Here is a 13,973-nt window from a genome sequence, read left to right as displayed (position 1 = left end):
TCCTTTGATACCTGTTTCATACATTTGTTTCTCTATTTTTCCTTTTCACTTACACCCAGATTATACACATTTTTTTCCATCAAATCAACAAATTAACATAAAAATTAACAAAAATATAAAAAATAAAAAGTGATTAATTAAATAATCCCCCTTCATTTTTGTAGATTATTTTGTAAATTTTTTTGATTTATTCACCAGTTTTTCATAGACAGGTAACATCTGTGGTTCATCACAAAACGATGCTAACTCATCAATCGGTAACCACCCAACATTACTATTTTCATCTTCTTTAATTCTTAAAATATCGGCTTCACTTGCGACTAATAAATAAGAAACATTTAAATGCAAATGTGAACTAACATATTGACCTTTTTTCATATGTCCCCAAACTGGCAAAATATCAAGCGCCATTATTTCCTCACTTAGAGGACGAATATTCACCACGCCAGTTTCCTCTTTTGCCTCTTTTATCGCAACTTTTAATAAGTCAGCTTCTCCATCTGCATGGCCACCTGTCCAAGCCCAGCTTTGATATAAATTATGATAAATCATTAAAACTTTATCCAATGTTTCATTTAAAATAAAACCAGAACTTGTTAAATGTGCAAATTCATTTTCACGTGTTAAAAGATTGTGAGAAAATGCCTCTATATAATCAAGCATCACCTTTTGATCTTGAACTTCTTGTTCATTTATCGGCTGATACCTTTTAATTTGATTCTTATACATCAAGTTCACTCCTATCTTTTTGTATTCTATCATAACTATTCCACTCTTAATGTTTATTTTGCAACCTAATCATCACAAAGTCATCTAAATCGATTTCCTTTAACTCACACCCCACATATCCCTTCAAAAATGTGTCTAATTCTAAAGTATCCAATATCAACTGAATTTCACTCATCAACTTGTCACTACGACGCTTATAACCAAACTCTTTTAAGACAGTTCGAAGCTTAATGCGGACAAACTCGCACTCTTCATTGTACACAAGCCGCAACTTGATAACCTTGAAAAAACTCCACAAAGCCTCCTCCTGATTTTTAATTAATTCGCGTCCTTCAACTAATAATTCAAGCTCAACATCCACCAACCTTTCATAAATTGAAGCTTCCTGTGAGTAAATCATGTGGATGATTTTTCGTTCTTTTGAATACGGAAAATCAGAAATCCTTAAAAACTGTGCCACTTCTTTTGGTGTATACATCATCCTCTAATTCCCTCCTTCATCAAGCGTCTTAACTCAAGATTTAACTGCCTCATAAAAAAGGACTTCTTATGAAAATAAATAGAATACAACTTCGTCGCATCATTCCACAGCTCATCAATATAACTTACTTGCTGTGACCGAGTCAGATCCTGCTCAATAATAAAGGTGGCAACCGCTTTAAGATCAATTTTCTCACGATCGAGTTCATCAAATGATAAAAAAGGCGGTTTCACTCGATACTTCGCATAATATTTTAAAATCGCCATAATATCTCGTTCATCGTAAGCCGGAACAATTTCACCTGTGAAACAACGTCTCGAACAAATCGAACTTAACTCTTTCAGTTTCTCTCTTGATAAGCTAGTTTCGTTAATCTGATGATACTCAAAAAAGGATGGCAATTGCTTAATCAAATGCTCATAGCGTCTTTTTGTACTATCGTAAACTAAAACAGGATGGCTCTTCTTCCCAAGCGTCACATTATAAAGACCTAGTGGGACTCGTTTAATAAATGGAATCTTCTCAAGTTCTTTCGTATCGACACTATCATCAAGCATCTGTGCAAATAGCTCAAGTTGCTTTAACGAAATCATCTCCACTACTTTTAAAGACTCTGAAACCTGCTCCTCATCCATCACATCTGTAGACTGATAAAAAATACTTTCTGAATTAATCCACGCAATTTGATCCTGCCAATCATCTACAAAACTAACTAAATACGCATCTTTTGTGCCTCCAGCGACCTCTCCTCTTAATGCACGACCAATCATTTGCGTCATCAAAATACTCGAAACCGTAGGTCTAGTTAAAAAGACCGTTTTTGTACAAGGTAAATCAATCCCCTCAGTTAAAATATTGACGTTAATTAAAACTTGAATTTTTCCCTGTTGATAAGCAGTGATAACTTCTTGATTTTGATGTGCTAATTCCATCAAATCACGAGAAATCACAATTCCACATCTAATCTCTGCTTTTTCAAATAAAGTTTTCAAAACAAGAGCATGCATCCGATTAATCGCAAACACAATCGTCTGTTGATAACGGTCTTGATTCAATTTATAATGGTTGACAATCATCGCATTTCGCACTTTATGTCCGACTAATTTTGTGGCGATTTCCCCGGAAATAATATCGGAAATCTTCATTTTTTGTAACTCTTTGGGTGTTGCTGTAAAAGTTAAATCCGTTGTACACTCTTCAAAATGAGGCCTTGCTAAAATGCCACGCTTAATTAAATCTGTTAAATCAATTTTATAGCAAATATCATCCCTAAAAATCTGAGCTAAAATACCGGACTCTTTTTCTTCCGTCCTAAAAGGTGTCGCCGTTAATCCCAGCAATTTGACCTGTTCAACCTGTGAATCTATATAATTTAAAATAGTTTGATACGACTTCGCAGGTGCATGATGCGCCTCATCAATCACGACATATACTTCTTTTTGATCCTTTAACCAAGATTTTAATCCATTTAGACGACTAACTAAACTATCCTTACTAATGATTAACAAATCATCCTCTTTTTTTATCTGACTCACTTTATCATGAATGCCAGAAACAATTCGATAATCAAAACTCCAACGCGTTGGCATACAAGTAGCGTATGCATTCTGTTTAAACGTCATCAATGCCTGTTCAAGTAACATTTGACGATGCGCAATCCATAACACTTTCTTTCCCTCATTCAACGCCTTTTTAAGTAACCACCAACTAGCTGTCAACGTTTTCCCACCACCGGTTGGAATGACTACGAGCGTACGAAAAGATGATTGTTCATCCATCTCATCTAAACAACTGATTGCTTCTAACTGGTGTTCATATAACTCTCGTGGATTCTTTTTAGGAATCACCTTTACCGTCCCAAAAACTTTCATGATACTCCTCTTTCTATAGACAAAAAAATCATACAGATTTTTTTATTATACTAAATCTTCTCCTCAAGCGTCAATGAAACCAAAACTCGCACTCCACCCATTATTCCATGCATGAGCTAACTTTTAATTGTTAAAACTAACAAAGAAAATTTTAGATAACGGAGTTGATTGATGATGAATACATTAGAAGCAATCTCAAAATCAAGTAGCCATCGTGAATACCAAGACACACCTTTAACTGAAGACCAACTTAAAGTATTATTAGAAGCTGGCCTATATGCCCCAAGTAGTGAAAACGAACAACCTTGGTACCTTGTTGGTATTTTAAACAAAGAAAAAGTTGAACAACTTGACAAAGATATTCAAGCCATTCATCAAGACACAAAAGCACACTTCTTCTACGCTCCTGCTGCTATTTTAGTTGCCGTCAATAAAACAGCTAAAACACCTATTGTTGACGCTGCAACGTGTACACAAAACATCCTACTCGCAGCCGAAGACTTAAATCTTGCAGCGTGTTGGGTTGATGGAATTCTGGCGATTAATAACAGTGATAAATTCGAACACTATAAAAAAGAATTCAATCTCCCTGATGGATACGAATTCCAAACAAGTATTGCACTAGGTCATCGTGTTAATACTCCATCTCGTGGACCACGTAAAGGTCAATACATTATCGTTAAATAACCAAAAAGTGTCGCTGCAATGGCGACACTCTTTTTTTAATTCACAACTATATTGAACACCTCATGAGCACGATTCCCATGCTTCATTATCTTCTCACGCAACACTTTTTTAACTTCTTCATAGTCCAAATCATCAATCAAGTTATGCTTCTCAAGTGGATCTTTCTTTAAATCATAGAGCCATCCCTCAACATAGTAATCACTTCCAAAATCTTCAAACGGCTTTTTATGCGGAGCATGAATTACATACTTATAACGCTCCGTTCTAAGTGCCCGTCCGACCATACTTTCACTAATCTGGATATAAACTTCATTCTCCCACTCATCATCCGTAAAAATAGTTTGAAGGTCACGCCCCTGCATAAAGTCTGAATCCACCTTTGCTAGGCTCAATATCGTTTTCGGTAAATCAAGGAGACTGACGAGTTTCACTTCCATAACCCCACCTAAAAATCCTGGTCCTCTCATCACAAGTGGAATATGTATTGAATTCTCATCAGGTGAGCGCTTATAGTCATCCGCTCCAAACGGATTAATATACTTTTTCATCGTTTTAAAATGACACCCATGATCACTCGTATAAATAATGAGTGTATTTTCATAAATACCTTGTTCTTTTAACACTGATATAATCCGTCCGACATTTTGATCAAGAGAGTGACAACAGCCTAAATAATCAGGCATCTGAGCTTCCCAATCTCCACTTCCCTCTGCTAAATCATCCGGTTTTACAAAGTTAGCAAATTGCTCTTTACTCCCTATTGGACCTTCAAAAGCATGATGATTATTTTGATGATGTGGTTCAATATAAGAAGCAAATAAGAAAAATGGCACTTCTTTATTTCGATTCATTAAGTAATCTATCACATAGTCTGTCATTGCATCGACACGGTACTTCTCAAATTCCACTTTATTCCCCTCTCGATCAAAAACAAAACCACCGTAACCATCCGACGTAAACTCTAAAACATCGGATGCCATCCAATAATCCTCATAACCACCGCGACGTTCTTTTGGAATGGCAACCGTCTCATAATTCTGTTCACGATCCGTTGCCAAATGCCACTTTCCAACATAGGCCGTTTCATATCCTGCCTCACGAAGTGACTTGGCTAGCGTTGGCTGCCTCTCTGGTAACGAAATTCCATTCACAAAACACCCTGTTTCTGTTGCAAACAATCCCGACTGTAAGCAAGAACGCGCAGGTCCACAAACAGGTTGTGGTGTATAAGCATGTAAAAAATTTACGCCCTCAAACGCCAAAGCATCCAAATTAGGTGTCATATCAAGCGGTTGCCCATTCACACCTAGTGTATCAAAACGCTGCTGATCACAAAATAAAAACACAATATTCGGTCTTTGCATAAATCCCCCTCCACTTGTATGCGCTAACCTTATTATATCACCCTAAAATCCCCACCTCAGTTTTGTCTATATGTTAGTCATTAAAATCCTATTTGCCATCCACTGAAGTAACGGATAAGCTTCCTCCAAAAAGGCTTGATAGGCCTGACAATACTTATTGACACCTAATTGTGATACTCGCTCACGACGACATCCCCCATAACATAAACGATACCATTTGCACTTCTTGCACGTCTTAGAAAAAATCGGTTCTAAAAACTGAAGGTCTCGTCGTTTATCATTTAACACTTCAAAATCATCTTGAAGCAAATTTCCCAAATAATAAGCATCCATCATATAAAAATCACACGGATAAACACTACCATCTGCCTCCAAAACATAATGCATTCCACATCGTCCAAGTCTTCCACACGTCTTCGGAAACTCTGCACATAAAAGATGTAGCAAATCATCAAAATAGCCAATAGAAATTAAATTTCCCTTCGTTGCATCGTCAAACCATAACTGAAATAACGTCTTTAAAAAAGTGGTATAGGAGTCCACACTAAGATAATTGTGATTATCAAGTGAATCTAGACACGGTATAAATTGTAAATATCTAAAATGATGCTGTTTATAGAACGTGTAAATCGCTGCAATCTGCTCACAAACCTCATCCGTCACAACTGTTAATACATTAAATGGCACTTCAAATCGCTTTAATAACTCGGCTGCCTTCACCACTTGATCAAAATTCTTCCCTCTATAACATTCATGCGTTACTTTAATCCCATCAATCGAAAGACCGACTAAAAAGTCATGCTGTTTAAAAAAGTGCGCCCATGATTCATCTAGGAGCAAACCATTACTTTGAATCGAATTCATAATCTTTACGTGATGCACATTATAACGTTGTTGAAACTTGATGACATACTCATAAAAATGAAGTCCTACTAACGTGGGTTCCCCTCCCTGAAATAAAAATGAACAAACATCCACTTCATACTCTAATGCTTTTTTTATAATTACTTCTAGAGTTTCTACTTTCATCATCCCATAATCAGATTGGCTCCGATTCAAACTCTCATCCTCATAAAAACAATACTTACATTTTAAATTACAACGACTTGATGCTGGCTTTATTAAAATGGATAACACACAATCCCCCCTTAGTTACTATCACTTTAATCGCTTAAGTGGGCAAATAAAGTCGTTTTTTGAAACCAACCTTGATAAATTGCCTATAAAGTCCTACAATAAAGGCAAGAGACCACATAGAAAGGTAATCACCATGAACGAAAAAAAATATGAAACTTTATTAAATATTCAAACGAGTGGAGAAGACAAATATCATACCTCTGCTAAATATCATCGCTACGAACCAACCCCTTATGACGTTCTTGAAACGTTATTTAATCACTATCAATTAACTAAAAATGATCACATTGTTGATTTTGGTTGCGGAAAGGGCCGTTTAAATTTTTATATTCATCATCAATTCCAGGCTTATGTGACTGGCATTGAAATGAATGAAACGTATTATCAGGATGCGATTCATAATCAGCTTAACTACCAAAAAAAATACCCATTAAAAGAAGAGAAAATAAAGTTTCTATGCTGTTATGCAGAAGAATATAACATCGATCCACTCGATAACAAGTTTTATTTTTTTAATCCTTTCTCGATTCAAATCCTTCGAAAAGTCATCGAAAAAATTTTAATATCCCTTGAAGAGCATCCACGATGTGTTGAACTCATCTTCTACTATCCATCTGATGACTATCTTTACTATTTAGAGCACAAAACAGCCTTTTCCTTAATTCATAACATCCCGCTTCCAAATCATCATAAAAATCATCGGGAACGATTTCTCGTTTATCAACTTTCATATATCTAAAAAGATGTCTATGCATCTTTTTTTCTTTTGTATACTTTCTTTTAATTCGAACAAATTAAAGTTAAAGGAGGATGATTACCATGAAAAAACGATGGTTATTTCTAAGTTTCATCGCCATGTGTTTACTTTGTGAGATTAAAATTTATGCCAAGGACTCTCTCAACTACGTCAATACCGTCAAAGAAGAACACACCGAGTCCCCTCTACTTAAAATCGACTTAACGGTTCCAGGTCTTTCAAACACATCTTTTCCTGAACTCGAAAAAGATATTAACAACGATATCTTACATAAAGTCAATTCTAAAATAGAGGAAGTGACACATGAGTCTGAGCAATATTATGAAGCATTTATGGCCTCTCATTCAAAAGAAGATCAGTTCATCCCACTTGAAGTTTTGGTGACTTATGACATAAAAAAAGAAAATGCTGATGTGTTATCATTTGAATTAACCTTATTTAAAAGTTTTTTGAGTGCTCAAACAGAAGAATACTTTTACAATATCGATTTAACCACTGGAAAAATGCTCACACTCGAAGATTTTTTTGGCCCTACTTATAAAGAAATTATCAATCCTCAAATCAAACAACAAATTGCACAACGAGAAAAACATGAAAATCAATTATTCTTTCATGATGAAAATGAATTCCAATCCATTTCAGATCATCAAAAATTTTATCTAAATGAGCAAAATCAAATTGTCATTGTTTTTGATAAATATGACATTGCGCCTGGCTATATGGGTTTTCCTGAATTTATAGTTGATCAAGGGACCACTTCAACTCATTAGAAGTGGTCTTTTATTTTGACACAATATGATTCACGCAAATTCATGGGATAAATCATACTACTCCATTAACAGCTAGTCCTATTCGCCAAGAGCACAGGTCATTACTATGACTCCTTTCCATTCTAAATAATTAAAAATATACACTTTTTAAAAATTTTTTAAACTTTTTTAAACTTATATGCGTCTAATGAATGGGAACAAATTAGGGTTAGAAGGGAGCCGACGGCCGTGGCACCACATCAAGATGAGGAAGTATACAAACAACTAGTTGAATTTATAACGACCAATCAAGCTCAATTTTATCGGTTTGCTTATCGTTATATTCCAAATGAACAAGCGGCGCTCGATGTTGTATCAAACGCCGTATATAAAGCTTTAACTAAATATCAAAATTTACGCGAGATGAACCATTTGAAAACATGGTTTTATCGTATTCTCATAAATGAAAGCATGACCTATCTTCGTAAAAATAAAAGAATGCTCGCCATTGAGGAAATTGATTTTGTCATGGGATATCAACATCAATATGACATAGATGAATTAAATCTGTATCAAAACGTCAATGCATTACCAGATAAATTAAGGGTCATTATCATTCTTCGTTTTTATGAGGAAATGTCTTTAGAAGAAATCGCAACGATTACTAAACTGAATCTCAGTACAGTAAAATCGAGGTTATACAAAGCCTTAAAACTATTAAAACTTGAACTCAAGGAGAGTGATTTTTATGAATAGACTAAGAGGCACCAAAAAAATTTATGATGAAACTCCTATTCCAAAAGAATTAACCGATGTTGTCAATGAGGCTATTTATGCGTCGGCTCAGGGCTCCCGTCCTATTAACTCTAGGTCTCCTTTCATAGCCATTTTTTTATCTATTTCAACGGTTTTTATTTTATTACTAAACACTTCTCCAACCTTTGCTGCAAGCCTTTCAGATATTCCTATTATTAGCCAACTAGCAAAAATCTTTACCATTAGTAGTTACTATCATGAGGATACAGTGAAATTAGTTGATGTTAAAATTCCGGGATTAAAAGATACTGGCAATACAAAACTTGAAAATCAAATCAACCAGGAGATTTTAGAAAAAATTAATTTAAGTGTCGCAGAGTCGGAAAAACGAGCTCAAGAATATTACGATGCTTTCATGGCCACGAATACAGAAGGACAAGAGTTTCTACCTGTTTTGGTCAATGTTGATTATGAAATTAAGTATAGTGATGATCACTTTGTATCATTTGTTATTACGAAAAGTGAAAACTACGTGAGTGTTGGAACTGAAAAATATTTCTATAATATTGATTTGAACACTGGGAAAGAAGTGACGCTTAAAGATATTTTGGGTGATCAATATAAAGAGATTATTGACCCTCAAATTAAACAACAAATTGTTGATCGAGAAAAAGATGGTTATCAACTATTCTTCCATGAAGATGAAAATGAATTTAAAAGCATTGCTGATAACCAAACCTTTTATATTAATTCATCAGGAGATGTAGTGGTTGTCTTTGATAAATACTCCATTGCTCCTGGTTATATGGGATTCCCTGAATTTACAATCCATTCATCTTCTTTACCTACCACTGGTAGGTAAACTTTTTAAAACAAATTGTCGAATTTTGCAATCATAAAGAAATGAGGATAAAATTATGAAAAATCAGTATCGAAGAAGTAAAAAAAGCTATAAACCACGATTTTATGTGTTATCAGGTTTGATTGCTATCCTTTTAGTAGCTGGAAGTTTTCTCATTCATTTACAACTTCAAAGTAGTCACCTCTCACTTTCTCAAGAAGATATTGACTACGTTTCATTTGAGCCAATGAAAGAAATAAAAAAATGGCATAATCAAGATATAAAGTTCGTTTACTTAACGTTTGATGATGGACCTTCTCATAATGCTGAAAAAGTATTAGATATTTTAAAAGAGAATCATGTTCCTGCTACGTTCTTTGTTCTTGGAACGTCAATTAATAACAATACAGATTCACAGGCTATTTTAAATCGCATGTTAGACGAGGGACATTATATCGGAATGCATACGATGACACACCAATATGATTATCTTTACAAAGGGGCTACAGCACCACAAAATTTTGTGAATGAATTGAAAGAAGAACAACAATTAATCGCGTCGTTAACCAATGGGTTTGAAAGTCAATTATGTCGCGCGCCTTATGGAACAGGTGGGGGAACATTTAAAGATGGACATGTACAAGCTTTAAAAGATAATGGATTGAAATGTTGGGATTGGGATGTTGATTCCTTGGACTGGAAATATAGCAATCCTGACCAAGTCATGGATAATGTTAAATACTATACGGAAATGAATGCTAAGAAAGAAAACCTCGTCGTGTTATTCCATGAAAAAAATAGTACCATTGAGGTTTTACCTCGCGTTATCGAATACTATCGTGATTTAGGTTATGAATTTTTAGCTTATAATCCAAATCATCACTTTAGTAAAAACTTTTTCCACAACGATGACATTTAGGAGGAATTATTTATGAGAAATAAACCACTCATTACCATTATTATTTTAACAGCAATCGGAATTTTCATAGGATTTAATTTTCAAACCCCTGGCATGAAACAATATAATCAATTAAATAAAATTGATGAAAGTATTCAGACTGCCTTAGTTCACGAAGACACTACTCTTACAAAACGACTTGATACGTTTTATCAAACAGTTAACACGATTATTGAACAAGCAACCACTTCTGAAAATCAAGATCAAATTTCATTTGAATCGTACGAAAGTGAATTTGCTATTCTATCACGTATGAATCAAAATTTAGCCGAGGTATTAAAGGCATCACTAAACAAACTTCCTAATAATGATCTTGGTCATCTTGAAAAAGAAAGGTTAACAAGCTTAGAGGCATTAACTCAAGCAATTGAAACACTGATTAAAGATCTTAGTAATCTTGAGGAAATCGTTCATACCGCTAAACCTGTTCAAGCGAGAGATTATGTGCTAAATATACAAGAAAATTTTAATAATATTCAAGTCCTTCAACACCGTTACATCGATCAATACCAAACATATCTAACTGCTAAAACAGATTTTTATCAAAGCTTGAAATAATCACTCTCACGACTTCTTTCATTTAATCATATACTAGTATTAAGTTTTATCATATTAATGCTCAAACTTTTCCATACTAATAGCAAAGGAGATGGTCATATGATTAAGTTTTTTGCCGATTCAAGTCCTCAATCATTAGAAACAAAAGTGAATCATTGGATTGAGGAACACGGCACGATTGAAGTCTTAAATATGAGTTATGTTATTTTAAACGAACCAAGTACAATGTATCATCTTGCTCTATATTATAACGATGTAACCGTTGATTGGTAATTAAAACCCCTTCATTTAATCTGAAGGGGTTTTATCGTATTTTAAAAAGCCCCTGTAGTGGATCAGTTCTACAGGGGCTTTTTCTATCTGTTCACCTAGTGATAATTATAGATCATCTCTACTCACTAGGAGAGAGATAAAAGTTTTCGCCTATGAAAAACTTTTATCTAAACTTATATAGTTAAAGGAAGCTATCACAATGTAACGTTTATTTATTAGAAAAAATTTATTTTTAAAAAAGGAAGTTACGGATTATTTTTTAAATTTTAATGGTTCCACGTGCCAAATTTGATCAGCATATTCTTGGATAGTTCGGTCTGATGAGAATTTACCTGAACGTGAGATATTGCGGATAGACATTTCAATCCAATGTTGACGGTTTTTATAAGCTTGGTTTGCTTTTTCTTGAGCACGAACATATGAATCGAAGTCTTTTAATACGAAGTATTCATCCCCATTATGTGTTACTGCATTGAAGATATCACGGAATTCTTCTGTATCTGGTGTTAAGAATCCATTAACCAATTGATCAAGAACGCGGCGGATACGTGCATCTGAGTTATAAAGATCCCATGGATTATATCCTCCATTTTGATAATAATTATTTACTTCATCAGCAGTTAATCCAAAGATAAAGCTATTTTCATCTCCAACTAACTCATGAATTTCAACATTTGCTCCATCCATCGTTCCAATTGTCATCGCACCATTCATCATGAATTTCATGTTTCCTGTTCCTGACGCTTCTTTAGATGCTGTTGAAATTTGTTCTGATAAATCTGCAGCCGGCATAATTAATTCAGCATAAGTTACGTTATAGTTTTCAACGAATACAACTTTTAATAACTGATTTGTATCTGGATCATTATTTACTTTTTCAGCAATTGAATTAATTAATTTAATAACTTTCTTCGCAAAGTAATATCCTGAAGCTGCTTTAGCACCGAAGATGAATGATTGTGGGTGGAAGTTAGCTTTGAACTCTTGATCTTCTTTTAATCGGTTATATAAATACATGATATGCATTGCATTTAATAGCTGACGTTTGTAAGCATGTAGACGTTTAACTTGAATATCAAAAATTGAGTTTGGATCTAATTGAACCCCTTGCTCACGATAAATACGTTCTGCTAAGGCTTGTTTTCTTGCATGCTTCATTGAAGCAATGGCCTCTTGAACTTTTGGATCATTAATTTTTTCTTCAAACTTCGCAAGTTCAAATGTATTCGTATGATACCCTGTTCCGATTTCTTTATCTAAAAGAGCGGTTAACTCAGGGTTACAGTGTAATAACCAACGACGGTGAGTAATACCGTTTGTTTTATTATTGAAACGTTCTGGATACATTTCATTGAAATCTTTCATCTCAATTTGAGTTAAGATATCTGTATGTAATTGCGCTACCCCATTGATACTAAATGATCCAACAATTGCTAAGTGTGCCATACGCACTTGATTATGTCCGATAATGGCAAGTTCAGCAACTTTTTGTGGTTGATCCGCATAACGATTTAATAATTCTAAACAATAACGGCGGTTGATTTCCTCTGTAATCATATAGATACGTGGTAATAATGGTTGGAATAAGCGTACAGGCCATTTTTCTAAGGCTTCAGCTAAGATAGTATGGTTTGTATACGCACACGTTTTACTTGTAATAGCCCATGCGCTATCCCAATCATAACCCTCTTCATCGATTAAAATACGCATTAATTCAGGAACAATTAAAGCTGGATGAGTATCGTTGATGTGTAATACATTTTTGTCCATGAAGTTATCTAATGTTCCAAATGTTTCTTTATGTTGGCGAACTGCCCAACGAACTCCCGCTGCAACGAAGAAATATTGTTGTTTTAAACGTAAGATTTTTCCTTCTTCTGTTGAATCATCTGGATATAAGAATTCAGAGATGTTACGAACTCCTTTTTCATATTCAACAGCTGACATATTTTTTGGATATTCATTTTCAGTTGGTTCAGATGACCATAAACGTAAGGTATCAACTGTTTTATTTCCATTTGAAATATCTCCAACAACTGGTACATCATAAGGAACAGCACGAACATATTCTTCTGGGATATGAGTATAAACTTCACGCCCATCTATTTTTTCAACTTTAACATATCCATAAAATGGAACTTCAACTGATTCATTTGATTTACGAACTTCCCATACATACCCACGTTGTAACCATTTATCTGGAACTTCAACTTGGTATCCATCGATAATTTTTTGTTCAAAGAATCCATAACGGTAACGAAGACCATTCCCGTGTCCTGGTAATCCTAAAGAAGCAATTGAATCCATAAAACATGCTGCTAAACGACCAAGACCTCCATTTCCAAGTCCTGCATCCGCTTCAATTTTTTCTAATTCATTTAATTCTATATCTAGCTCTTTTAATCCAGCTTCAATCACCGGGCGAATTCCTAAGTTCATAATATTATTTGTTAATAAACGCCCCATTAAGAATTCCATAGAGAAATAATAAACTTGCTTGTGTTTCCCCTCAACAATTGCTTCATTCGTTTCAATCCAGTTAGATGAGATATATTCACGAACTAGCGTTCCTAACGTAAAGTAACGTTGGTGTGGTGTACTTTCTTCAAACTTAATCCCATAAATTTGTTCAACACGTGTTTGGAATGTTTCCTTAAATGTCTTTTTATTAGCAAATACATTAGCCATAGCGAGATGACTCCCTTCCATTATTATGTAACACATATGTAACAGTTACACACTTTTTTCCATTTCATAAACTCATTATAGCACATAAACATTGATAATAAAGGGTTTTAACCCATGTAACGCG

At 34.5% G+C, this 13,973-nt stretch carries 14 protein-coding genes; 8 read left to right on the top strand and 6 right to left on the bottom strand.

The window, feature by feature from the left end:
• Positions 1-165: 165 nt before the first annotated feature.
• The 3 genes from J6D32_RS13540 to J6D32_RS13530 are packed head-to-tail and all read right to left on the bottom strand — an operon-like array spanning position 166 to position 3,081.
• Positions 166-729: an NUDIX hydrolase gene (locus tag J6D32_RS13540; RefSeq protein WP_129821200.1), complete on the bottom strand. Its 564-nt coding sequence runs from the start codon at positions 727-729 to the stop codon at positions 166-168.
• Positions 730-775: 46 nt separating this feature from the next.
• Positions 776-1,210 (bottom strand): hypothetical protein, encoded by a 435-nt coding sequence (locus tag J6D32_RS13535; protein WP_006784311.1) that lies wholly within the window; start codon positions 1,208-1,210, stop codon positions 776-778.
• Entirely contained in the window at positions 1,207-3,081 is a 1,875-nt protein-coding gene (locus tag J6D32_RS13530) for a DEAD/DEAH box helicase (protein ID WP_132942749.1), read from the bottom strand. The genes J6D32_RS13535 and J6D32_RS13530 overlap by 4 nt, the downstream gene beginning before the upstream one ends.
• A 171-nt stretch (positions 3,082-3,252) precedes the next feature.
• Here J6D32_RS13530 and J6D32_RS13525 point away from each other — a divergent pair, with 171 nt between their 5' ends.
• Positions 3,253-3,768, top strand: a complete 516-nt coding sequence (locus J6D32_RS13525) for a nitroreductase family protein (RefSeq protein ID WP_006784313.1) — start codon at positions 3,253-3,255, stop codon at positions 3,766-3,768.
• Between the two features lie 35 nt (positions 3,769-3,803).
• Here the strand turns inward: J6D32_RS13525 and J6D32_RS13520 are convergent, their stop codons facing one another.
• Both J6D32_RS13520 and J6D32_RS13515 read right to left on the bottom strand, forming a co-directional pair.
• On the bottom strand, positions 3,804-5,132 hold the full coding sequence (locus J6D32_RS13520) for a sulfatase family protein (protein ID WP_006784314.1): 1,329 nt from the start codon (positions 5,130-5,132) through the stop codon (positions 3,804-3,806).
• 66 nt (positions 5,133-5,198) lie between these two features.
• Positions 5,199-6,269 carry a radical SAM/SPASM domain-containing protein gene (locus tag J6D32_RS13515; RefSeq protein WP_272154690.1) on the bottom strand — a complete coding sequence of 357 codons (1,071 nt, stop codon included), beginning with the start codon at positions 6,267-6,269 and terminating at the stop codon, positions 5,199-5,201.
• A gap of 133 nt (positions 6,270-6,402) precedes the next feature.
• Here J6D32_RS13515 and J6D32_RS13510 point away from each other — a divergent pair, with 133 nt between their 5' ends.
• From J6D32_RS13510 to J6D32_RS13480, 7 genes are all read left to right on the top strand, one after another.
• Positions 6,403-7,008 (top strand): class I SAM-dependent methyltransferase, encoded by a 606-nt coding sequence (locus tag J6D32_RS13510; RefSeq protein ID WP_006784316.1) that lies wholly within the window; start codon positions 6,403-6,405, stop codon positions 7,006-7,008.
• 80 nt (positions 7,009-7,088) lie between these two features.
• Positions 7,089-7,796 carry a DUF3298 and DUF4163 domain-containing protein gene (locus J6D32_RS13505; protein ID WP_147633482.1) on the top strand — a complete coding sequence of 236 codons (708 nt, stop codon included), beginning with the start codon at positions 7,089-7,091 and terminating at the stop codon, positions 7,794-7,796.
• A gap of 228 nt (positions 7,797-8,024) precedes the next feature.
• The gene (locus J6D32_RS13500) at positions 8,025-8,531 is read left to right on the top strand and encodes an RNA polymerase sigma factor (protein WP_006784318.1); all 507 of its coding nucleotides are present in this window, start codon (positions 8,025-8,027) and stop codon (positions 8,529-8,531) included.
• Positions 8,524-9,393, top strand: coding sequence for a DUF3298 and DUF4163 domain-containing protein (locus tag J6D32_RS13495; RefSeq protein WP_055165756.1), 870 nt, complete (start codon positions 8,524-8,526; stop codon positions 9,391-9,393). Before J6D32_RS13500 ends, J6D32_RS13495 begins: the two co-directional genes overlap by 8 nt.
• 55 nt (positions 9,394-9,448) lie before the next feature.
• Positions 9,449-10,291 carry a polysaccharide deacetylase family protein gene (locus J6D32_RS13490; RefSeq protein WP_009607022.1) on the top strand — a complete coding sequence of 281 codons (843 nt, stop codon included), beginning with the start codon at positions 9,449-9,451 and terminating at the stop codon, positions 10,289-10,291.
• Positions 10,292-10,303: 12 nt separating this feature from the next.
• Complete coding sequence (locus tag J6D32_RS13485; RefSeq protein ID WP_006784321.1) at positions 10,304-10,888, top strand: hypothetical protein; 585 nt, start codon at positions 10,304-10,306, stop codon at positions 10,886-10,888.
• A gap of 99 nt (positions 10,889-10,987) precedes the next feature.
• Positions 10,988-11,161 (top strand): hypothetical protein, encoded by a 174-nt coding sequence (locus tag J6D32_RS13480; RefSeq protein WP_006784322.1) that lies wholly within the window; start codon positions 10,988-10,990, stop codon positions 11,159-11,161.
• 252 nt (positions 11,162-11,413) lie between these two features.
• Here the strand turns inward: J6D32_RS13480 and J6D32_RS13475 are convergent, their stop codons facing one another.
• Complete coding sequence (locus J6D32_RS13475) at positions 11,414-13,849, bottom strand: glycogen/starch/alpha-glucan phosphorylase (protein WP_006784323.1); 2,436 nt, start codon at positions 13,847-13,849, stop codon at positions 11,414-11,416.
• Between the last annotated feature and the right edge of the window lie 124 nt (positions 13,850-13,973).

It is taken from the genome of Turicibacter sp., assembly GCF_017941855.1.
In the GTDB taxonomy this organism is placed as follows: Bacteria; Bacillota_I; Bacilli_A; order MOL361; family Turicibacteraceae; genus Turicibacter; species Turicibacter sanguinis.
This window is presented reverse-complemented; position numbering and strand designations above follow the sequence as displayed.

What these genes read in the sequence shown, in the direction of transcription:
- J6D32_RS13480 (WP_006784322.1), top strand. Translation starts at nt 10,988, where the DNA reads ATGATTAAGTTTTTTGCCGATTCAAGTCCTCAATCATTAGAAACAAAA.
- J6D32_RS13525 (WP_006784313.1), top strand. Translation starts at nt 3,253, where the DNA reads ATGATGAATACATTAGAAGCAATCTCAAAATCAAGTAGCCATCGTGAA.
- J6D32_RS13520 (WP_006784314.1), bottom strand. Translation starts at nt 5,132, where the DNA reads ATGCAAAGACCGAATATTGTGTTTTTATTTTGTGATCAGCAGCGTTTT.
- J6D32_RS13485 (WP_006784321.1), top strand. Translation starts at nt 10,304, where the DNA reads ATGAGAAATAAACCACTCATTACCATTATTATTTTAACAGCAATCGGA.
- J6D32_RS13495 (WP_055165756.1), top strand. Translation starts at nt 8,524, where the DNA reads ATGAATAGACTAAGAGGCACCAAAAAAATTTATGATGAAACTCCTATT.
- J6D32_RS13475 (WP_006784323.1), bottom strand. Translation starts at nt 13,849, where the DNA reads ATGGCTAATGTATTTGCTAATAAAAAGACATTTAAGGAAACATTCCAA.
- J6D32_RS13505 (WP_147633482.1), top strand. Translation starts at nt 7,089, where the DNA reads ATGAAAAAACGATGGTTATTTCTAAGTTTCATCGCCATGTGTTTACTT.
- J6D32_RS13530 (WP_132942749.1), bottom strand. Translation starts at nt 3,081, where the DNA reads ATGAAAGTTTTTGGGACGGTAAAGGTGATTCCTAAAAAGAATCCACGA.
- J6D32_RS13510 (WP_006784316.1), top strand. Translation starts at nt 6,403, where the DNA reads ATGAACGAAAAAAAATATGAAACTTTATTAAATATTCAAACGAGTGGA.
- J6D32_RS13540 (WP_129821200.1), bottom strand. Translation starts at nt 729, where the DNA reads ATGTATAAGAATCAAATTAAAAGGTATCAGCCGATAAATGAACAAGAA.
- J6D32_RS13490 (WP_009607022.1), top strand. Translation starts at nt 9,449, where the DNA reads ATGAAAAATCAGTATCGAAGAAGTAAAAAAAGCTATAAACCACGATTT.
- J6D32_RS13535 (WP_006784311.1), bottom strand. Translation starts at nt 1,210, where the DNA reads ATGATGTATACACCAAAAGAAGTGGCACAGTTTTTAAGGATTTCTGAT.